Annotated in this window: 24 protein-coding genes; 8 read left to right on the plus strand and 16 right to left on the minus strand. The window is 66.4% G+C overall.

All coding sequences use genetic code 11. From position 1 onward, the window contains the following. Positions 1–13: 13 nt before the first annotated feature. Positions 14–778 (plus strand): HesA/MoeB/ThiF family protein, encoded by a 765-nt coding sequence (locus tag ACN9MV_RS25625; RefSeq protein WP_097198215.1) that lies wholly within the window; start codon positions 14–16, stop codon positions 776–778. On the opposite strand, the gene ACN9MV_RS25630 is transcribed toward ACN9MV_RS25625, so the two are convergent. Beyond that, on the minus strand, positions 775–2,793 hold the full coding sequence (locus ACN9MV_RS25630; protein ID WP_426390076.1) for an AsmA family protein: 2,019 nt from the start codon (positions 2,791–2,793) through the stop codon (positions 775–777). The two genes, ACN9MV_RS25625 and ACN9MV_RS25630, sit on opposite strands and share 4 nt — an antisense overlap. 247 nt (positions 2,794–3,040) lie before the next feature. Between ACN9MV_RS25630 and ACN9MV_RS25635 the strand changes: the two genes are divergently transcribed. Beyond that, complete coding sequence (locus ACN9MV_RS25635; RefSeq protein WP_093077435.1) at positions 3,041–3,454, plus strand: response regulator; 414 nt, start codon at positions 3,041–3,043, stop codon at positions 3,452–3,454. A gap of 52 nt (positions 3,455–3,506) precedes the next feature. On the opposite strand, the gene ACN9MV_RS25640 is transcribed toward ACN9MV_RS25635, so the two are convergent. Next, positions 3,507–4,139: a response regulator gene (locus ACN9MV_RS25640; RefSeq protein WP_007837167.1), complete on the minus strand. Its 633-nt coding sequence runs from the start codon at positions 4,137–4,139 to the stop codon at positions 3,507–3,509. A gap of 131 nt (positions 4,140–4,270) precedes the next feature. Here ACN9MV_RS25640 and ACN9MV_RS25645 point away from each other — a divergent pair, with 131 nt between their 5' ends. From ACN9MV_RS25645 to ACN9MV_RS25670, 6 genes are all read left to right on the plus strand, one after another. Then, complete coding sequence (locus ACN9MV_RS25645) at positions 4,271–5,590, plus strand: CHASE3 domain-containing protein (RefSeq protein WP_093178720.1); 1,320 nt, start codon at positions 4,271–4,273, stop codon at positions 5,588–5,590. Positions 5,591–5,789: 199 nt separating this feature from the next. Continuing rightward, positions 5,790–5,954: a DUF1328 domain-containing protein gene (locus ACN9MV_RS25650; RefSeq protein ID WP_007837165.1), complete on the plus strand. Its 165-nt coding sequence runs from the start codon at positions 5,790–5,792 to the stop codon at positions 5,952–5,954. Positions 5,955–6,007: 53 nt separating this feature from the next. Further along, positions 6,008–6,385, plus strand: coding sequence for a hypothetical protein (locus ACN9MV_RS25655; protein WP_093058053.1), 378 nt, complete (start codon positions 6,008–6,010; stop codon positions 6,383–6,385). A 41-nt stretch (positions 6,386–6,426) separates the two neighbouring features. Then, the gene (locus ACN9MV_RS25660) at positions 6,427–6,810 is read left to right on the plus strand and encodes a hypothetical protein (RefSeq protein WP_426390081.1); all 384 of its coding nucleotides are present in this window, start codon (positions 6,427–6,429) and stop codon (positions 6,808–6,810) included. Beyond that, the gene (locus ACN9MV_RS25665; RefSeq protein ID WP_426390082.1) at positions 6,797–7,306 is read left to right on the plus strand and encodes a hypothetical protein; all 510 of its coding nucleotides are present in this window, start codon (positions 6,797–6,799) and stop codon (positions 7,304–7,306) included. Before ACN9MV_RS25660 ends, ACN9MV_RS25665 begins: the two co-directional genes overlap by 14 nt. Beyond that, positions 7,303–7,857 (plus strand): ferritin-like domain-containing protein, encoded by a 555-nt coding sequence (locus ACN9MV_RS25670; RefSeq protein ID WP_093058056.1) that lies wholly within the window; start codon positions 7,303–7,305, stop codon positions 7,855–7,857. Before ACN9MV_RS25665 ends, ACN9MV_RS25670 begins: the two co-directional genes overlap by 4 nt. Before the next feature lie 98 nt (positions 7,858–7,955). Here ACN9MV_RS25670 and ACN9MV_RS25675 read toward each other — a convergent pair whose 3' ends face one another. The 14 genes from ACN9MV_RS25675 to ACN9MV_RS25740 all read right to left on the minus strand — a co-directional run bounded on the left by ACN9MV_RS25675 (position 7,956) and on the right by ACN9MV_RS25740 (position 19,594). After that, a complete protein-coding gene (locus ACN9MV_RS25675) occupies positions 7,956–8,474 on the minus strand; it encodes a BON domain-containing protein (RefSeq protein ID WP_093057488.1) in 519 nt (172 codons plus the stop codon). 65 nt (positions 8,475–8,539) lie between these two features. Then, positions 8,540–8,737, minus strand: coding sequence for a CsbD family protein (locus tag ACN9MV_RS25680; protein ID WP_093057487.1), 198 nt, complete (start codon positions 8,735–8,737; stop codon positions 8,540–8,542). Positions 8,738–8,862: 125 nt separating this feature from the next. Next, positions 8,863–9,687 carry a DUF429 domain-containing protein gene (locus ACN9MV_RS25685; RefSeq protein WP_426390085.1) on the minus strand — a complete coding sequence of 275 codons (825 nt, stop codon included), beginning with the start codon at positions 9,685–9,687 and terminating at the stop codon, positions 8,863–8,865. 4 nt (positions 9,688–9,691) lie between these two features. Continuing rightward, complete coding sequence (locus tag ACN9MV_RS25690) at positions 9,692–10,573, minus strand: EamA family transporter (protein ID WP_426390087.1); 882 nt, start codon at positions 10,571–10,573, stop codon at positions 9,692–9,694. 10 nt (positions 10,574–10,583) lie between these two features. Then, positions 10,584–11,006 carry a BLUF domain-containing protein gene (locus ACN9MV_RS25695; RefSeq protein ID WP_093057484.1) on the minus strand — a complete coding sequence of 141 codons (423 nt, stop codon included), beginning with the start codon at positions 11,004–11,006 and terminating at the stop codon, positions 10,584–10,586. 3 nt (positions 11,007–11,009) lie between these two features. Next, entirely contained in the window at positions 11,010–11,741 is a 732-nt protein-coding gene (gene folE, locus ACN9MV_RS25700; protein ID WP_093057483.1) for a GTP cyclohydrolase I, read from the minus strand. 73 nt (positions 11,742–11,814) lie between these two features. After that, positions 11,815–12,588 (minus strand): endonuclease/exonuclease/phosphatase family protein, encoded by a 774-nt coding sequence (locus tag ACN9MV_RS25705; protein WP_093178726.1) that lies wholly within the window; start codon positions 12,586–12,588, stop codon positions 11,815–11,817. Beyond that, the gene (nudB, locus tag ACN9MV_RS25710) at positions 12,585–13,061 is read right to left on the minus strand and encodes a dihydroneopterin triphosphate diphosphatase (RefSeq protein WP_093057481.1); all 477 of its coding nucleotides are present in this window, start codon (positions 13,059–13,061) and stop codon (positions 12,585–12,587) included. The genes ACN9MV_RS25705 and nudB overlap by 4 nt, the downstream gene beginning before the upstream one ends. Before the next feature lie 15 nt (positions 13,062–13,076). Next, positions 13,077–14,882 carry an aspartate--tRNA ligase gene (aspS, locus tag ACN9MV_RS25715; RefSeq protein WP_093057480.1) on the minus strand — a complete coding sequence of 602 codons (1,806 nt, stop codon included), beginning with the start codon at positions 14,880–14,882 and terminating at the stop codon, positions 13,077–13,079. Between the two features lie 38 nt (positions 14,883–14,920). Beyond that, complete coding sequence (locus ACN9MV_RS25720) at positions 14,921–15,553, minus strand: DUF502 domain-containing protein (RefSeq protein WP_093057479.1); 633 nt, start codon at positions 15,551–15,553, stop codon at positions 14,921–14,923. A gap of 9 nt (positions 15,554–15,562) precedes the next feature. Then, positions 15,563–15,898: an FmdB family zinc ribbon protein gene (locus ACN9MV_RS25725; protein ID WP_093057478.1), complete on the minus strand. Its 336-nt coding sequence runs from the start codon at positions 15,896–15,898 to the stop codon at positions 15,563–15,565. A 102-nt stretch (positions 15,899–16,000) separates the two neighbouring features. Next, positions 16,001–17,449 (minus strand): sodium:solute symporter family protein, encoded by a 1,449-nt coding sequence (locus ACN9MV_RS25730; protein WP_093077449.1) that lies wholly within the window; start codon positions 17,447–17,449, stop codon positions 16,001–16,003. 13 nt (positions 17,450–17,462) lie between these two features. After that, positions 17,463–19,028: a ubiquinone biosynthesis regulatory protein kinase UbiB gene (ubiB, locus tag ACN9MV_RS25735; protein WP_093057476.1), complete on the minus strand. Its 1,566-nt coding sequence runs from the start codon at positions 19,026–19,028 to the stop codon at positions 17,463–17,465. Continuing rightward, a complete protein-coding gene (locus tag ACN9MV_RS25740; protein ID WP_093057475.1) occupies positions 19,025–19,594 on the minus strand; it encodes a ubiquinone biosynthesis accessory factor UbiJ in 570 nt (189 codons plus the stop codon). The genes ubiB and ACN9MV_RS25740 overlap by 4 nt, the downstream gene beginning before the upstream one ends. Positions 19,595–19,667: the final 73 nt, after the last annotated feature.

Genomic DNA, 19,667 nt, shown 5'->3' on the forward strand with positions numbered 1-19,667 from the left:
GAGCCGGTGGCGCATGGAAGATAGCCAGCTGCTGCGCTATTCGCGCCACATCCTTCTCGAGGAGTTCGGCATCGACGGGCAGGAGCGCGTCAGTGCGGGACGGGTTCTCGTCATAGGCGCCGGCGGACTGGGTTCGCCGGTGGCCCTGTACCTTGCGGCAGCGGGGGTCGGCCACATCGTGCTGGTCGACGACGACGAAGTCGATCTCACCAATCTCCAGCGCCAGGTCGCCCACACCCACGCGCGAGTGGGCCTCGCCAAGGTCGAATCCGCCGCGCAGGCCATGCGCGACATCAACCCCGACATCGCCATCGAAACCCACGCCCTGCGCGCCGACGAGGCGCTGCTGTCGCGCCTGGTCGCGCAGGCCGACGTGGTGGTCGACTGTTGCGACAACTTCGCCACCCGACAGGCCGTCAACCGCGCCTGCGTGGCTCACGCCAAGCCGCTGGTGGCGGGCGCGGCAATCCGTTTCGATGGCCAGCTGAGCGTGTACGACACCCGCGACGCCACCTCGCCCTGCTATGCCTGCCTGTTCCCACCCGATGCGGATTTCGAGGAAACGCGCTGTGCGGTGCTCGGAGTGTTCGGCCCCGTGGTCGGAACCATCGGCACGCTGCAGGCCAGCGAGGCGCTGAAGCTGCTGGCCGGCATCGGCCCGTCGCTGGCGGGCAAGCTGTTGATGTTCGACGGGCGCAGCACCTCTTTCGACACGCTGCGCGTGGCGCGCGACCCGCACTGCAGCGTCTGCGCGCAGCGCCCCGCCCTTCCCCTCTAAGGCTGCTTTGCCCCTTTAGCGCGGGCAGCGCCGTTGGCGGCCGCCCCGGCCGTGGGCTTGTTGGCCTGCGCCAGCACGCCCTTGCAATCGGAATCCACGCCCGGGCCGGGCTCGATGGTCGCGGCCAGCGCCAGCAGCGGATTGATGGCGCCCAGCGCCAGCGCAGCCAGCCCGCGCCCCGCCAGGGGAACGACCTCCACACCGCCCTTCGGATCGCCAAAGGTGCCGCTCACCACCAACGGCGTACGAATCGACAGGATGCTCTTGCTCTTGGGCTCCGGCCGGACCACGAAATCGAGCCCCTCGGTCGCCAGGTTGGCCTGGCCGGTGGCAATGAACACGGCGTTGGTCGTGTCCACCACGAGCGTGCGCCCGGTCATCAGCCCCTTGTTCACGTCGAAGGCCAGGGCCGCGCAGCGCAGCTCGACGTTGCGGTCACCGCGCAGCATGAACTTGATGATGTCGCCGCCCACCAGCGTCGCGAACACCGGCAGCAGGTTGCCGAACTGGCCGCGCCCCGAAATGACCGCCACGTCGCCCGACACGCCCCCCAGCCAGTTGGCCACGGTGCTGCCCGAGCCCGACAGGTTGATGCGCCCATCCAGCCGGCCCACGCTGTTGCCCGTGGTCTCGAGCTTGGGGAACAGGCGGGCCAGCTGCATCGCCCGCACGTCGAGCGAGGCGCGGATGTCCGCCGGGTTCTTCGAGGCGTCGATGCGGATCGCACCGCTCAGTTTGCCGCCGGCCACACCCAGGTCGAGTGGGTCGAGCGTGAGCACGCCGTTGGCCAGCTTGACCTGCACGCTGCCGCTGTCCAGCGGAACGTCGCGCACGTTCCGGATGCGGTCTGCCGTGTATTTCACGTCGGCGTTCATGGCGCGCAGGCGTTCGAAGTCGAGCGGCGCCGTGGGCAGCACCTTGCCGCCAGGGCGCTTGACCTGGGTGATGGTCGGCGGCGGAGCCACGCCTTCCACGGTGGCGGCAGTGCGCGCCGTGGGCGGCAGGCCGATCAGAGGGCCGAGGTCGTCCATGTCCATCACGCGTGAGCGCAGGTCGCCCGCCAGATGTGGCAGCTGGCCGGCCTGGTCGAAGCGCATGTCGCCGGCGATGTCGGACAGGCCCAGCCTGCCCTTGAGGCCGCTGGCTTGCCACAGCTTGCCGCGCTTGCCCAGGTTGCCGCTCAGGGCGTAGGGCGAGGTCTGCGGCAGCGCGATGCCCAGCAGCGGGAACAAGGCGCCAAGCGTCTGGCCCTTGATTTCGAACTTGGCGTCGATGCCGTCGAGCCCCGACAGCTCGGCCACCGTGCCGGCAGCCTTCAGCTGGGTCTGCCCGGCGGCCGCGTTGATCTCCATCGGAAACGGCGGTGCACCCGCGGCGTTGATCTGCAGCACGTTGCCGGTGCGTCCGCTGGCGGTCAGCGGCTGCCCCTTGTAGCGGCCCTTGATACGGTAGCTGAGCGGCATCTCGCCGCGGCTGCTGTCGTAGCTCAGGTCGGCGTGCAGATCGACCCCCAGGTGCTTGGCCAGGAAGTCGACCGCGCCGGTGTCGACCTGCATCAGGCCGATGCTGGGCACGGTGCCGCCATCGGAGGTGTCCTTGCCGAGCGCCCAGGTGCGGCGCCCGTCCGCCTCCATCTGCAGGCCCAGCGCGGGCGAGAAGAGCGCGAGCCGCGGAATGACGATCTTGCTGGCGATCAGCGGCCAGATGCGGATGTCGAACTCGGCGCGATCCGCCTTGACCAGATAAGGGTCGCGCGCCCACGAGGGGTTGGCGAACTCGATGCCGTCGAACTTGACCGTGGCCTGCCGCCAGCCAAGGCCCACGTCGAGCCGGCGCGTAATCTCGAACTTGCGCCCGGTCTTCTCGCTGACATAGCGGTTGACCGGCTCGCGCAGCATGTCCCAGGGAAAGAAGGCAAGCCCGATGACCAGCGCCGCGAACAGCAGCACGACGCCGGCCACCAGCTTCTGCCAGAGCGGTCGGTTGCGCAGGATGTTCGTTGCGTTCGTTGCCATGGGTCCTTGTAACTCGAATGATCGCGCCGCCCGGGTCGGCGATGGGCCGCAGAAACCGTGAGGCATTGCCTACGAATGCACCTTGCAGGCTTCGACGGATGCACGCGTCGGACCTCGCCTACAAGAGCCACGCGCCGAAGCTTGCATGATCTGCCACCGCAACGCCTCAAAGTCCATGCTGGCAGGCATTTGCACCAGAGAGGCGCTGCAAATGCGTCTGCCAACCTCAGAGGAAGCGCGGTTCGGCATGGATTCCAGATTGCAGACCTACGTCGTCGAAGACAACCTCACGATCCGTGAAAACCTCATTGGCACGCTGGAAGAACTCACCTCCACCACGGTCGTCGGCTTTGCCGAAACCGAAAGCGGCGCACGCGCGTGGCTGCTCGGCCACGATGGCGAGTGGGACCTCGTCATCGTCGATCTCTTTCTCAAGCAGGGCAGCGGTCTGGGCGTGCTCCAGGCCTGCCAGTCGCGCAAGCCGCTGCAGAAGGTGGTGGTGCTCAGCAACTATGCGACGCCCGACATCCGGCGGCGCTGCGCCGAGTTCGGGGTCGACGCGGTGTTCGACAAGTCGAACGAAATCGACGCGCTGGTCGACTTCTGCATCGTGCAGGCCAAGGCCTTGCACCCCGCGCCCGGGGCTCCCGAGGCGGGTTGAGGAAGAAGCCGCGTTGGGCCCCCTCCCCACTCTTTCCGCTCCCTGGCCGATCTCAGTCGATCAGCTTGTTCTTCAGCGCGTAGTAGGTGAGGTCGCTGTTGGAGGAGAGGTTCATCTTCTCCATCAGGCGCGTGCGGTAGGTGCTCACGGTCTTCACCGACAGCGACAGCGTCTTGGCGATGTCGCCGGCGGTCTCGCCCTTGGCGAGCTTCAGGAACACCTGGAACTCGCGCTCCGAGAGCTGCTCGTGCGGCGCGGCGTCGTCCTTGCGGTCGAGCTGGCGGGCCAGCAGTTCAGCCACGGCGGGCGTGATGTAGCGACGGCCCAGCGAGATGGTGCGGATGGCGTTGACGATCTCGATGGGATCGCACTCCTTGTTGAGGTAGCCGCTCGCGCCCTGGCGGATCAGGTTCATCGCGTAGTGCTCTTCGGGGTATCCGCTCAATATGAGGATGCCCACGTCCGGCGCCTTGGCGCGGATCATGGCGAGCGCATCGATACCGCTTTGACCGGGCATCGAAAGGTCCATGACCAGAACGTCCAGCTCCGTGGTGCGCACCAGCTCGATTGCCTCTCGGCCGCTGGCTGCTTCACCCGCCACGCGCAGGTCCACGTGCTCGGAGAAGAACTGCCGGAGGCCCGATCGCACGATGGCGTGGTCGTCCACAATTCCGATTTTGATCATCTGTTACTTTCTTCGTTGTGTTGCGGACATGCGGGTCGCAACATACCGGGTCCCTGATTGTTATCAATTATTCACGAACTTGCGTAGTACGCAGCCTCGAAAGTTTCATGCACTGGTTAGCTCCTCCAAGAATGGCCGTGAGCCTGCTGCTCGCGGCGCTGGCTGCGCTGGCCCTCGTCGGCATCAACGAGGCCGGCTACCGGCAGTCGAGCCGCGCCCTCGCCGACATCGACGAGGCGCAGCAGATGCGGGGCGCGCTCAACCAGATCCTGCAGAACATGCTGGATGCCGAGACCGGCCAGAGAGGCTACCTGCTGACCGGCGAGGCGAACTACCGAAAACCCTATGACGACGCGGTCAAGCAGGTCGACGGCCAGCTCGCGACCCTTCGCCGGCTGTACGCCGGCCGGCCTGCTGAACTCACCCAGCTGGCCGAGTTGTCGAAGCACGTGCTGCGCAAGGTGGCCGAGATGGACATGAGCGTGCGGCTGCGCCAGGACGGCAAGGAAGACGCCTGGAAGTTCGTCATCACGACCGACGTGGGCCGCGAGGAGATGGACTCCATCCGCGCGACGGCGGGCGAGCTGGTGAAGATCAGCAACGTCACCCTGCACCAGAGCCAGGAGCAGGTGCTGCGCTCGCTGCAGCTGGCGCGCATCGGCACCGCCATCGTGGCGCTGGCCGCGCTGTTCGCCTTCTTCCTGTACCTGCGCCAGACGCATGCGCTGCACTCCATCGGCGAGCGCCAGCAGGAGGCCCTGCAGCGCGAGCGCAATGCGCTGGAAGACGAAGTACGCGAGCGCACCGCCTCGCTGGCCGAGCTGGCCACCCACCTGCAGGACGTGCGCGAGACCGAGCGCGGCTATCTTGCGCGCGAGCTGCACGACGAACTGGGCTCTCTGCTCACCGCCGCCAAGCTGGACGTGGCGCGGCTGAAGTCGCGGCTGGCGGACTCGCCCGACGCGATCCAGCGGCTGCAGCACCTGACCGACCTGCTCAACAGCGGCATCGCGCTCAAGCGCCGCATCATCGAAGACCTGCGGCCGTCGTCGCTCTCCAACCTGGGGCTGGTCGCCTCGCTGGAGATCCTGGGGCGCGAGTTCGGGGAACGCTCGGGCCTGCAGATCGAGATGGCGCTGGAGCCGGTAACCATGGACGAGTCGCGCCAGCTCACCATCTACCGCATGGTCCAGGAAAGCCTCACCAACATCAGCAAGTACGCCGAGGCCAGCGAAGCCACCATCGTGCTGAAGAACTACGACAACCACGTCATCGTGGAAGTGGCCGACAACGGCAAGGGCTTCGACACGCAGCGCATGCGCCCGTCGACGCATGGCCTCGCGGGCATGCGGCACCGGGTGGAGGCAGCGCGCGGCAAGCTCACGGTCTCCTCGACGCCGGGCAAGGGCACCCGCCTGAGCGCCATGCTCCCCGTCGTCAAGCCGGCCTGAGCTGCCTGCAGGAGCGGCACTTCTGCACGCGCGGGCGCAGAGCGACTCGGCCATCTCCTACGCACCCCGCCCCTGGCCGCTGACAGGTCGGGGGCACGCCCCCACTTAAGGTTGCACCCATGCCATCCGAAGCCTCTGCGCGAGGTTGCGGATGCGATGGTTTTTCATAACGACGAGGCAAGCCTCGAAGGAGTTCCACATGCTGCATTACGCCGTGGTGTTTCTGGTCATCGCCCTGATCGCGGCCCTGTTCGGGTTCGGCGGCATCGCCGCCAGCGCGGTGGGCATTGCCAAGATCCTTTTCGTGATCTTCGCGATCCTCGCGATTGCGAGCTTCCTTGCCGGCTTGCTTCGACGCAAGTAGCGTCGTTACGATCAACAGGCTTGCGCATTTCATTTTTCCGGAAAGGACCTCACATGAACACGACGACCAAGACTCCCTCGCAACTCGCCGACGACGTGCGCCAGACCGCGCGTGAAGCGGTCGAAACCACCCGCGCCTACGCACAGAACGCGGTGAATGCGGCGGGCGAAAAGGTCCGCGACCTGCAACGCGATGCCGAACCGGGTGTCGAGCAGCTGGCAGCCCGCGTGCAGCAAGCCGTTCAGCGCGGTCTGGACGCCGCGTCCACCACCAGCGCACGTGCGCAGCGCCGCATCGAACAGGCTGCCGACGTCACCGGCCGCTACATCTCCGACCAGCCTGTGCGCTCCGTGCTGCTGGCTGCAGCCGCCGGCGCAGCCATCACGGCACTCATCGTGCTGGCCAGCCGCCGCAGCCGGGACGACTATTGATTCGCCGCTGAATTTCCGTCGCTGCACCGGTTCCCGGCACCATGCTTCATCCGATTTTTTCCACGGTGCTCGGGCATCCGGATCTCGTTGCTGAACATCTCGCCAACTACGCCGCCCTCGTCCGCCAGGAATCCGCGCAGGCGGGGCGCGGCCTCGTCGCCCGGCTCGTCGCGGCCTTGCTGGCGGTGGCCAGCGCCACGCTGGCCCTCGGGCTCATAGGCGTGGCCGTGCTGCTCGGCGTGATGCACGGCAGCTTTCACTGGGTGCTGGTGGCCGTGCCGGCCGTGTCCGTGGTGATCGCGGCCATTTGCGCGTGGTATGCGACACGGCCCGTGCCGGGCCACGGTTTCGACGACCTGCGCTCGCAGCTCGACGCCGACCTGCAGGCCTTGCGCGACACCGGAGCCCGCCATGGCCAGCGCTGAACGTCATCTCCTCACCCCGCAGCAGCGCCTGGCCCTCTCGCGCCGCGCGCTTGTGCGGCAGCTGAACGACGGCGCGGACGCACCCGACAACGACGATCTGGAATACGCGCAGCACGAAGCCTCGGCCGCTGCGCCGCCGCATGACCAGCACCCGCACAACCCGCGAGGAGAAAGAGGAAGAAGAGAAGGAGGAGGAAGAAACAACGTGTGGCTCGGTGTGGGCCGCAGCGTGGTGGAACGCTGGTGGCGCCGGCACCCCGCGCATGCGGTCGGCCAGCTGGCGCGTCCGCTGCTCGAGCACTACGCGCGCAAGGAGCCGGCCAAGCTGATGGCGGCCGCCGCGGCCACCGGCGCGGTGCTGGTGCTCGTCAGGCCATGGCGACTGCTGTCGGCCACGGCCGTGCTGGCGGCGGTACTGAAGACATCCGACGTGGCTGACCTGGTCAACACGTTGATGCAGAAGACCCCAAGCCCCCCACGAAAGGACCCTCCATGAAAGCCGATGTTTCCTCCAAGACCAACGGACACAAGCACCTGGTGCTCGACCAGGGCGGCCTCGATGCCGCGCGCAAGAGCCTCGACGACGGCGCCGTCACCCCCAGCTACGGCCCCTGGCGCGACGACGTCGTCCAGTTGCTGAACGATGCGCTGGCCACCGAGCTGGTCTGCGTGCTGCGCTACAAGCGCCACTACTTCACCGCCAACGGCGTCGAATCGCCCGCCATCGCCGACGAGTTCCTGGTGCATGCCAACGAAGAGTCGGGCCATGCCGACCGCATTGCCGAGCGCATCGTGCAGCTCGGCGGCGAGCCCGACTTCGCGCCCTCGCACCTGCTGGAGCGCAGCCATGCGGCATACGACGAGTCGACCGACCTGCAATCGATGGTGCGCGCCAACCTGATCGCGGAGCGCATCGCAGTGGAGTCGTACCGCCAGATGATCGCGCTGATCGGCGACAAGGACCCGACCACGCGCCGCATGCTCGAAGACATCCTCTCGGACGAGGAAGAGCATGCCGACGAGTTGAAGGACTGGCTCGGTCACTGAACTGAACCAATCGGGGGCTGCGTGCCCCGCCCATGAAAAAGCCCGGTAGAACCGGGCTTTTTCATGGGTGAACGAGTAAAGCTCGCCGGGGCGATCAATCAGCCCTTCACTTCGAGCTGGTTGCTCACCGACGTCACGCCCTGCACGCCCTTGGCGATCTCTTCGGCACGCGCCTTGGCTGCCGCCGTGGGCGCCGGGCCCTTCAGGCTCACCGCGCCGCCCTTGGTGTCGACGTTGATCTTGATCGCGCTCAGGTCCGGATCCTTGGCCAGGCCCGCGGATACGGAAGCCGTGATGGCGGCATCGTTCACCGTCGCGCTCATCGCTGCGCCGGCATCCTTGGCCGCTTCCTTGGCATTGGCCATGCCTTCCTTCACCTCAGCAGTGGTGCTGGACGACTCGACCTTGGCCGTGGCGTCCTTGACAGCCTGGCCGGTCTTGGCGGCCGCGGTATCGGCGGCCTGCTCGGTCTTCGCCACAGCGCTGTCGAGCTTCTCGCCCGCGGTGCGGTTGTCGGATTTGTCGCAGGCGGCCAGCGTCAGCGCTGCGCCGGCCACGAGCACGGCAAGCCACGCACGCGAATGCGGCATGGCGATGTATTGATTCGATTTGTTCATGGGAATCCTCCAGTCACTCACGGAGATGGAAAAGGGCTGCGGGGTGTGCCCGCCGCCCTGTTCGGTCACAACTTGTCGGCGCCCGACTTGATCGCGTCCTTGGCCTTTTCCTTGACGTCGCCGTAGGTCTTCTGCACCTTGCCGGCGGCCTGGTCGGCAATGCCCTCGCCCTCGAGCTTTTCGTTGCCGACGACCTTGCCGGTGACTTCCTTCAGCTTGCCCTTGGCTTCCTCGACGCGGCCTGCCACTTGGTCCTTGTTCATGTCGCTTCCTTCCTGTTCGGGGTAGTGAAATCCGTGGGCCGGAATGACCCACTGATTTCAATCTAGGCCCCGACCGGTGACGGCGAATGCCGACGGAAGCCCGAAGCGGTGTAGGACAACAAGGCTCAGGCGCTGACGATCCATCCTTCAAGCGGGTCGACGCTTTCCGGCAGGCCATGGCCCGGACCGGGGCTGCCGGCGCGCTGCAGGCCCCAGGCCGCCTGCAGGAGGCACAGCACCGCGTCGATGTCGTCGCCGCGGGCATCGGCCAGCAGTTCAGCGCGCTGCGGCCTGGTGATGGAGAGCCGCAGGCCGAGGCGAGTCGTGCCCGCCTCGAGCGCGGCCAGCAGGTCGGCGCGTGCGGCGTGCCGCTCGGGCGTCTGCTTCTGCAGGTCGTCGCTCTTGTAGCTGCGGCGCCCGATCAGCTCGCGCGCCAGCAGGCCGGGGTAGGCCTCCAGCGCAATACGGTCGGCACCGCTGCCTGCGTGCAGGCCTGGAATGTGCGCACCGGCCGCCAGCAGGCGCGGCACGCCCGCATGGAGCATGTAGGCCACTGGCGGGTTGACCCATTTCATCGACGGACTGGAGCCCGCAGGCCCGTCCGTCGCACGGTGCGCGAACTTGCCGCCGACCGGGCGCGCCGCGCAGAACGCAGCGAAGGTCTCGCGGATTTCGGCACGGCTCAGGCTGGCGTAGTGGGCCATCAGCGGCTTCCACTGCAGCGGCCATCGCAGATGCTCGACGAGTTCGCGCGGCAGGCTGAACGGAAAGTCGAAACCACCGGTCCAGGACGGCGTGGCGCACAGCCATTCGCCCCACGCCTGAAGCGTCGCGAAGCGCTGCAGGCTGGTCAGCCTGACGCGGTCGGCACCGGCCAGTTCACCAACCGCAATCACGATCGGCTTGCGTGCCGTCGGCGCGCTGGAGAAGTCGCAGCCGAACAGCACCATCGCCTCAGCCCCTCGCGAGCGCCACCACCCCGGCGGCGATGAACAGCGCGCCGAGCAGCCGCAGCAGCCGGTCGCCTTCGCGCAGCAGGTGGCCGCCGATCAACGCGGCAAACAGCATCGACACCTCGCGCGCCGGCGCGACGTGCGAGATCGGCGCCTGCTGCACGGCATACAGCACCAGCACATACGACACCGGGCTGACCGCAGCCACCAGCAGCGCGTACTTCCACTGCTCGCGCCACATGCGCGCGGTGGTCGCACGGTCCTTCAGCGCGACAGGCGCCAGCAGCACCATGCGCACGAGATTGCCGAAGTAGTCGAGCAGGATCGGCGACATCGCGAGGAACTTGACCGCGTAGCTGTCGGCCACGGTGTACGCCGCGATGAAGCCGCCGGTCAGCACGCCGTAGCGGATGCCCTTGTGCACGCGCTCGCGCTGCGCCGGGTCATGCGCCTTGCGCCACAGCTTGGGCCCGCCGGCAACGAGGAACACGCCGCCCACCACGCCAGCGATGCCTGCCACGCCAACCAGGCTGATCTTCTCGCCCAGGAAAAGCACCGCCACCAGCGACGACAGCAGCGGCCCCGAACCGCGCGCGAGCGGGTAGACCACGGTGAGGTCCGACTTGCGATAGCCGCGCAGCAGCACGATGAAATAGAAGATGTGCAGCACGCCGCTGAGCACGACGAAGCCCCACTCCGTCACGCCCCAGCCGGGCACTACGTTCCAGCCCAGCGTGATGCCCACGGGCGCCCAGATGAGCATGTTGAACACGCTGGTCTGGAAGCTGAAGCGCGCATCACCGTTCGCCTTCTTGGCGGCGATGTTCCAGCCTGCGTGAACGATCCCGGCGAGCAGGATCAGCGCGAATGCGGAGAGCGGCACCCCTGCCGGACTAGTGACGGCCGACGATGGCGGCGGTGGCCATCAGCTCTTCGAGCAGCGCCAGCGAAACCTTGCCCGACACCGCGTACGGGTTGAGCTCGGGCTTTTCGGAGTACTTCAGCAGCGTCGATGCGTTGAGCTTCGACAGGTTGACCTGTCCCATCGTCCAGCCGCCGAAGCGGCGCTCGGAGATCTCTTCGTAGTGCAGCAGCACCACGTCCTTGTGGCGCGCATCGCGCTGGATGTGGCCGTAGAGCTCGCTGATGGCCATGCGGCCACCCTCGATGGCTTGCAGGAAGGTGCCGGCACCGTAGCAGAGGATGCCGGTGATGCCGCAGGTCGTGTTGTGCGTGCGCGATTGCGCAAGGATCGCCTCGATGGCCTCGGGGCTGGTGTCGACGGCGCGGCTGGCGTAGAGAAGTCGGACCAGCATGGCTCAGCTCTTTCGGGGAAGGAGAGAAAGGAATTCGCGGCGCAGGCTCGGGTCTTTAAGGAACACGCCGCGCATCACGGAGTTGATCATCTTGCTGTCCATTTCCTTCACGCCGCGCCAGGCCATGCAGAAATGCTCGGCTTCCATGACCAGCGCGAGGCCGTCGGGCTGCGTCTTTTCCTGGATCAGGTCGGCCAGCTGCACCACGGCTTCTTCCTGGATCTGGGGACGGCCCATGACCCACTCGGCCAGGCGCGCGTACTTCGACAGGCCGATCACGTTGGTGTGCTCGTTGGGCATCACGCCGATCCAGAGCTTGCCGATGATCGGGCAGAAGTGATGCGAGCAGGCGCTGCGCACGGTGATCGGGCCGACGATCATCAGCTCGTTCAGATGCTCGGCGTTGGGAAACTCGGTGAGCGAGGGCGGCGCCACGTAGCGGCCGCGGAACACCTCGTTCAGGTACATCTTGGCGACGCGCCGTGCTGTGTTGTCGGTGTTGTGGTCATTCTCGACGTCGATGACCAGGCTCTGGAGCACGCCCTTCATCTTGACCTCGACCTCGTCGAGCAAGGCCTCCAGTTCGCCGGGCTCGATGAACTCGGCGATGTTGTCGTTGGCGTTGAAGCGCTTGCGCGCCGCGGTGAGGCGCTCACGGATCTTCACGGAGACGGGCGTACCCTCGTCATCGTCGTTTCGATCGGGGCGCGGGTCGACGTCGGTTTTCCTCAGCATGGCGGGGATCGTACCAGTGAATGGCTCCAGACATTCGGGCCCGCAACGCCCGTCCCTTCTTGGAGCAATGCTATCAATTAAGGAGCGTGAAATCGGCCACCAGCGGCAGGTGGTCGGACATGCGAGCCCAGATGGGGCCGCGCGGCACCGTGCAGGCCAGCGGCTCCAGCCTGCGTCCGTAGACGAAGTCGAGCTGTGCCACCGGCAGGCGCGAGGGGTAAGTGAGCGTGCGCGGACCGCGCAGGTCGCTGGTGTCGCGCAGGCCCATGGCGTTCATAGCGTAGCGCATGCGCGCGCCCCAGTCGTTGAAATCGCCGGCCACCACAACGGCCTCGTCGGGCGGCACCTCGCGGTCGATGAACTCTCGCAGGCGGGCAATCTGCCGAACCCGGCTGCCCTTGATGAGCCCCAGGTGCACCACGATGGTGTGCACCCGCCGGCCCTCCACGTCGATCACCACGTGCAGCAGCCCGCGCTGTTCGAAGCGGTGATCGGAAATGTCCTGATGGTTGATTCGCAGCACCGGCCAGCGCGTGAGCAGCGCATTGCCGTGCTCGCCGTGGCGCGTGACGGCATTGGTCTCGTAGACGGCGGTGTAGCCCTCGGGCGCGAGGAAATCGGCCTGCGGCAACTCGGGCCAGCGCGCGAAACGGGCGGCCGCCTGCCGGTTCATCTTGCGCACTTCCTGCAGGCAGACGATGTCGGCGTCGAGCTGCTCGATGGCGTGGCCGAGGTTGTGGATTTCGAGCCGCCGTGCGGGTCCGATGCCTTGAACACCCTTGTGGATGTTGTAGGTCGCGACCCGGAGGTTCTGCGTTGCTGCTACTGCTGCTGCCGGCTGGTTCATCGCGCAAATTCTGGCAGCAACAGAATGGCTTCGGCATTCGATGGGGAAAAGCAGGCATCTGCCGCTTCGTGGTACGGCAGCCAGCGCCAGTCGGTGTGCTCGCGCGGGTCCAGCGTGGGCGTGATGCGTTCAGGCACGCACAGGCCGAACAGGTGCTCGGTGTTGTGGGTGATACCGGGCGCGTAGCGGGCGCGCCAGCGGGGGTAGATCTCGTAGACGTTGCGCAGCTGCCAGTCGACCAGTTGCGAGGCCAGCGCCGTGCCTTCGCCGCACTGGATCCCGGTTTCCTCGGCCACCTCGCGCGCCGCGGTGAGCGCGAGCGGCTCATCGGCCGCGTCCTTGCTGCCCGTGACCGACTGCCAGAAGTCGGTCTCGGCATCCGCACGCCGGATCAGCAGCACATCGAGCGCCGGCGTGTGGATCACGACCAGCACCGACTCCGGGATCTTCCAGGGTCGAGGGCTGGTCGTCATGGGAGCCTCAGAGCATCAGGCAGCTTGAGGCGTGTTGCGCAGCTTGATGTGCAGCTCGCGAAGCTGCTTCTCGTCGACCGGGCTCGGCGCCTGCGTCAGCAGGTCTTGTGCGCGCTGGGTCTTGGGGAAGGCGATCACGTCGCGGATCGACTCGGCGCCGGTCATGAGCATGACGAGGCGGTCCAGGCCGATGGCAATGCCGCCGTGCGGCGGCGCGCCGTACTGCAGCGCGTCCAGCAGGAAGCCGAACTTGAGCTGCGCGTCTTCTGCGCTGATCTTCAGCGCGCGGAACACCTTGCTCTGCACTTCCTCGCGGTGGATACGCACCGAGCCGCCGCCCATTTCGATGCCGTTGAGCACCATGTCGTAGGCCTTGGCAATGCACTTCTCGGGAGCCGTGTCCATGAGGTCTTCATGGCCGTCCTTCGGCGCGGTGAACGGATGGTGCACGGCGCTCCAGCGCTGGCCTTCCTCGTCGAACTCGAACATCGGGAAGTCCACCACCCACAGCGGTGCCCAGCGGTCGTCGAAGAGGCCCGCCTTCTTGCCGAAGGCGCTGTGGCCGATCTTGACGCGCAGTGCGCCGATAGCGTCGTTGACGACCTTTTCCTTGTCGGCACCGAAGAACAGGATGTCGCCATTGCGCGCACCCGTGCGGGCGATGATCTCGGCCAGCGTGCTGTCGTCGAGGTTCTTCACGATCGGGCTCTGCAGGCCTTCGCGGCCGGCTTGTGCGTCGTTGACCTTGATGTAGGCCAGGCCCTTGGCGCCGTAGATCTTGACGAACTCCTGGTACGCATCGATTTCGCCGCGCGACAGGCCGCCCTCGGCGCCGCCGCCGGGCACGCGCAGCGCCACCACGCGGCCACCGGTCATGGTGGCGGCATTCGAGAACACCTTGAACTCGACGCGCTTCATCAGCTCCGTCAGTTCGGTGAATTCGAGCTTCACGCGCAGGTCGGGCTTGTCCGAGCCGTACTTGAACATTGCGTCGGCATACGTCATGGTCGGGAACACCGGCAGGTCGATGCCAGCGGCGTTGCGGAACACGTTGCGGATCATGCCTTCGAACATCTCGCGGATTTCCTCTTCGGCGAGGAACGAGGTCTCGATGTCGATCTGCGTGAATTCGGGCTGGCGGTCGGCGCGCAGGTCTTCGTCGCGGAAGCACTTCACGATCTGGTAGTAGCGGTCGTAGCCGGCCACCATCAGCAGCTGCTTGAACAGCTGGGGCGACTGCGGCAGCGCGAAGAAGCTGCCGTCGTGCACGCGGCTGGGCACGAGGTAGTCGCGCGCGCCTTCGGGCGTGGACTTGCCGAGCATCGGCGTCTCGATGTCGATGAAGCCGTTGGCATCGAGGAACTTGCGCGTTTCCATCGTCACCTTGTAGCGCAGCATCATGTTGCGCTGCATGGCCGGGCGGCGCAGGTCGAGCACGCGGTGCGTGAGGCGGGTGGTTTCCGACAGGTTGTCGTCGTCCAGCAGGAACGGAGGCGTGACCGAGGGGTTCAGCACCTTCAGTTCGTGGCACAGCACTTCGATCTTGCCGCTCTTGAGCTGGTCGTTGGTCGTGCCTTCGGGGCGCGCGCGCACCAGGCCGGTGATCTGCACGCAGAACTCGTTGCGCAGGTTCTCGGCCACGGCGAAGGTGGAGGCGCGATCGGGGTCGCACACCACCTGCACGTAGCCTTCGCGGTCACGCACGTCGATGAAGATCACGCCGCCGTGGTCGCGACGACGGTTGACCCAGCCGCACAGGGTGACGGTTTGGCCCAGCAGGGCTTCGGTCACGAGACCGCAATAGTGAGTACGCATGGCCATAGGAATCCATTCCGGCGCCTTGTCGGCGCGTTCGTTTTTTATGAGTTGGAAGATTTCACCGCCACCGTGGTGGGGCCGCCTGGAACGACCACCCCCATCGAGACGATGTACTTGAGCGCTTCGTCCACGCTCATCTTCAGTTCGATGCAGTCGCTGCGCTTGAGCATCACGAAGTAGCCGCCCGTGGGGTTGGGCGTGGTCGGCACGTAGACGCTGAGGAATTCCTCTTCGCCGAGGTGTTCAGCGACTTCGTTGCCGGGCGCACCGGTGACGAAGGCGATGGTCCACACGCCTTCGCGCGGCCACTGCACCAGCACCGCAGTGCGAAAGGCATTGCCGTTCTCGGAGAACAGCGTGTCCGACACCTGCTTGACGCTGGAATAGATCGAGCGCACCACCGGAATGCGGCGCACCACGGCGTCGCCCCAGCCGAGCAGGCGCTTGCCGACGAAGTTGCTGGCGGTGGCACCCACCACCAGCAGGATCGCCAGCGTGAGCAGCACGCCCAGGCCGCGCACCTTGTGGTCGCTGAGCCAGACCTGCCATTGCTCAGGCAGCAGCCACAGCGTCTGGTCGAGCGTGCCGATGATCCAGTTCAGCACGCCGAGCGTGATGACCAGCGGCACGATGACCAGCAGGCCGGACAGCAACCATTTGCGCAGGGCGAGCATGGTGATCGATCAGTCGCCGCTCTTGGCGGCAGCAGCCGGCGCTGGGGCCGGTGCCGCGGGCGCCGGAGCGGGGCTCGGCGTGGCGGCGGAAGAGGAAGATTCGGCGGACTTGGCACCGTCACTCGACACGGGCGCCGTGGCAGGCTCGGCCTTCTTGCCGCCGCCTTCACGGAAATCGGTCACGTACCAGCCCGAGCCCTTGAGCTGGAAGCCGGCGGCCGTGACCTGCTTTTCGAATGCGCTCGCACCGCACGCCGGACACACCGTCAGGGGCGCGTCGGACATCTTTTGCAGGGCGTCTTTGGCAAAGCCGCAGGCGCTGCACTTGTAGGCGTAGATGGGCATGGGAAATGAGGTCAAAAAGCGGCGCAGCTGCCGCTCGCAAAGCCCTCGATTATAGGGGCGCCCCTGCCAAAGGGCGCCCAGCCCGACCGCCGAGCCCGGGCTTCAGGCTGGCTCGGTGGCCAGCGGGCGGTGCGGCGTGTGAGTGTTCGCCAACCATTGCGGCAGCAGCGAGCCGGCCACCATGCCCACGAACGAGCACAGCACGCCCGCCAGCTGGGCCGGGAACGCGCTGCCCCAGGGCATCCAAAGAAACAGCAGCCACACGCCGATGCCCAGGACGATCGAGGCGACTGCTCCCTGGGTGCTGGCGCGGCGCCAGTACAGGCCGCACACCAGCGGCACGAAGGCCCCCACCAGCGGCACCTGGTAGGCACCCGACACCAATTCGTAGATCGGGGTGCCCTGCATGCGAATGGCGTAGGCCAGCACGGCGGCGCTGAACAGCAGCACCGTGATGCGCATCGTCATGAGGTTCTGGCGGTCGGTGCCGGCCGGGCGGAACTGGCGCCAGATGTTCTCGGTGAAAGTGACGCTGGGCGCCAGCAAGGTGGCCGAGGCGGTCGACTTGATGGCCGACAGCAGCGCACCAAAAAACAGCACCTGCATCACGAACGGCATCTTCTGCAGCACCAGCGTGGGCAGCACCTTCTGCGGATCTTCCTTCAGCAGCGTGGCGGTCTGCTCCGGCATGATCAGCAACGCACTGGCCACCAGGAACATCGGCACGAAGGCAAACAGGATGTACGCCACGCCGCCGATCACCGGGCCGCGCTGGGCCGCCTTGACGCTGTTGGCCGACATCACGCGCTGGAACACGTCCTGCTGCGGAATCGAGCCAAGCATCATGGTGATGGCAGCCGCGAAGAAGAACACCATGTCGTGCCAGCTCGGCTCGGGCCAGAACTTGAAGAGGTCCTTGCTCACGGCAAAGGCCACCACCTTGTCGGCGCCGCCGGCCATGTTGCCCGCGAACACCGCGATGACGGCCAGGCCAGCCACCAGGATGATCATCTGCATGAAGTCGGTCACCGCCACCGACCACATGCCGCCGAACAGCGTGTAGGCCAGGATCGAGACCACCCCGATCACCATGCCCACCGGGATGCTGATGGCGTCGCCCGACAGCAGGTTGAACACCAGCCCCAGCGCCGTGACCTGCGCCGACACCCAGCCCAGGTAGCTCAGCATGATGATCAGCGAGCAGGCCACTTCCACCGTACGGCCGTAGCGCTCGCGGTAGTAGTCGCTGATGGTCAGCAGTGTCATGCGGTAGAGCTTGCCCGCGAAGAACAGGCCCACCAGGATCAGGCAGGTGCCCGCGCCGAACGGGTCCTCGACCACGCCGTTGAGCCCGCCCTCGATGAACTTGGCCGGGATGCCGAGCACCGTTTCGGAGCCGAACCATGTGGCAAAGGTGGTCGTGACGATCATGAAGAGCGGCAGGTGCCGCCCGGCAATGGCGAAGTCGGTGGTGTTTTTCACCCGCTTGGCGGCATAGAGGCCGATTGCGATGGTGACCAGCAGATAGACGATGACCAGCGTCAACAACACGGCGGAAACTCCTCTAGAACAAGCGCACGCGCACCAGCAATTGCATGGCGAGCAACCCCAATACAAAACCTATGCCACCGTAGACGATGGTCTGGAGCAACCGGTTGGTGCGCTTCTGCTCGGCCAGCAGTTCAAGCAGCTCGCGGCGGTTGTCGGAGGGGCGATTTTCCAGGAAATCGTGCAGCAATCGAGGAAGCTGGGGCAGCAGCTTGGCGTATCGCGGCGCCTCGGCCTTGAGCTGCTGCAGCAGCTTCTTGGGGCCGATCTGGTCGACCATCCACTTCTCGAGGAAAGGCTTGGCTGTGGCCCAGAGGTCGAGTTCTGGGTCGATGTTGCGACCCAGGCCCTCGATGTTGAGCAGCGTCTTCTGCAGCAGCACCAGCTGCGGCTGGATCTCGACGTGGAAGCGGCGCGAGGTCTGGAACAGGCGCATCAGCACCATGCCCAGCGAAATCTCTTTCAGCGGCCGGTCGAAGTACGGCTCGCAGACGGTGCGGATGGCACCCTCCAGCTCGTCGATGCGGGTGCCCACCGGCACCCAGCCGCTTTCGAGGTGCAGTTCGGCCACGCGCTTGTAGTCACGCCGGAAGAAGGCCACGAAATTCTGCGCGAGATATTCCTTGTCCGACTCGGTCAGCGTGCCGATGATCCCGAAGTCCAGCGAGATGTAGCGCCCGAAGGTCTCGGGCTCCAGGCTCACCTGGATGTTGCCGGGGTGCATGTCGGCGTGGAAAAAGCCATCGCGGAACACCTGCGTGAAGAAGATCGTGACGCCGTCGCGCGCCAGCTTGGGAATGTCGACGCCGGCCGCGCGCAGGCGGTCCATCTGCGCGATGGGCACACCCTTCATGCGCTCCATAACGATGACCTCGGGATGGCAGAAGTCCCAGAACATCTCGGGGATCAGCACCAGGTCGAGTTCGGCCATGTTGCGGCGCAGCTGGGCGGCGTTGGCGGCCTCGCGCACCAGGTCGAGCTCGTCGTGCAGGTACTTGTCGAACTCGCCGACCACCTCGCGCGGCTTCAGGCGCTTGCCGTCGGCCGAGAGGTTTTCGAGCCAGCCGGCCATCATGGCCATCAGCGCCAGGTCTTTCTCGATCACGCCGCGCATGTTGGGGCGCAGCACCTTGACCGCCACTTCGCGTACATCGCCCTGGTTGGTGCGGATGGTCGCGAAATGCACCTGCGCGATCGACGCGCTGGCAATGGGCGTTTCGTCGAACTGCACGAACACGTCGCCCACCGGGCGGCGGAATGCGCGTTCGATGGTGGCGATGGCCACCGACGACGGGAACGGCGGCACGCGGTCCTGCAAAAAGGCCAGTTCGTCGGCGATGTCGGGCGGCAGCAGGTCGCGCCGGGTCGACAGCACCTGGCCGAACTTCACGAAGATGGGGCCGAGGCGCTCGAGCGCCTCGCGCAGCCGCTGGCCGCGCGGCGCGTCGAGGTTGCGCCCGATCGAAACGACACGCGCCACAACGAGCAGCCAGGGCTTCCGGAAGCTCGTGAGCACGAGCTCGTCGAGGCCGTAGCGCAGCGCGACCCAGACGATGAACAGTCCGCGGTAGAAGCGCCTCATTCGGCCGTGCTCGCCGAGCCGGCCGTCGAGCCGCCAGCCTTGGCCGTGCGGTCGCCGACGAACTGGCGCAGCGCGCCTACGACACGCCGCACGCCGTTGCCCAGAGTGTGCGCAGGCACGTCGCCGATCACACGGGCAAGGTCGTCCTCGACATCCCAGCGCACATGGTCGACCAGCCAGTTGACCTCGGCTGCCAGCTGCACGTCACCGATGATCTGCACGGCTGGCTTGTCGCCGCGCAGCGTGGCGCGGGCGATATCGAAGGGGGAATCGTCGGTGACGGTGAGCGTGAGCTCGGGCACCGAACCGGCGGGAGCCAGGTCGAGCAGGCCGGCCGGCGTGGCCACCAGTTCCATGGTCACGAAGCGCCACTGGAAGCGCACCACCCGCCCCTGCTGGCGCAGCAGCCGCTGCTGGGCCTCGGGCTCCTGCTGCAGCACATGGTTCAGGAACAGGACCGCGCGGTGCTGGATCTCGTGAACGGCCCAGTCCGGCGGCTGCAGGCGCTCGCCGATGCGGTTGAAGAGGTCGCCGAGAAAAGAAAATGGGGACGATGGTGTGGCCATGTCCCCATTATCCCGTCACTGTAGCGCCCCGCGACTCATGGACCGCATGCCCTTTTCCAGAAACACCGCAGAA

Source organism: Variovorax sp. R-27, from assembly GCF_049913215.1.
In the GTDB taxonomy this organism is placed as follows: Bacteria; Pseudomonadota; Gammaproteobacteria; order Burkholderiales; family Burkholderiaceae_C; genus Variovorax.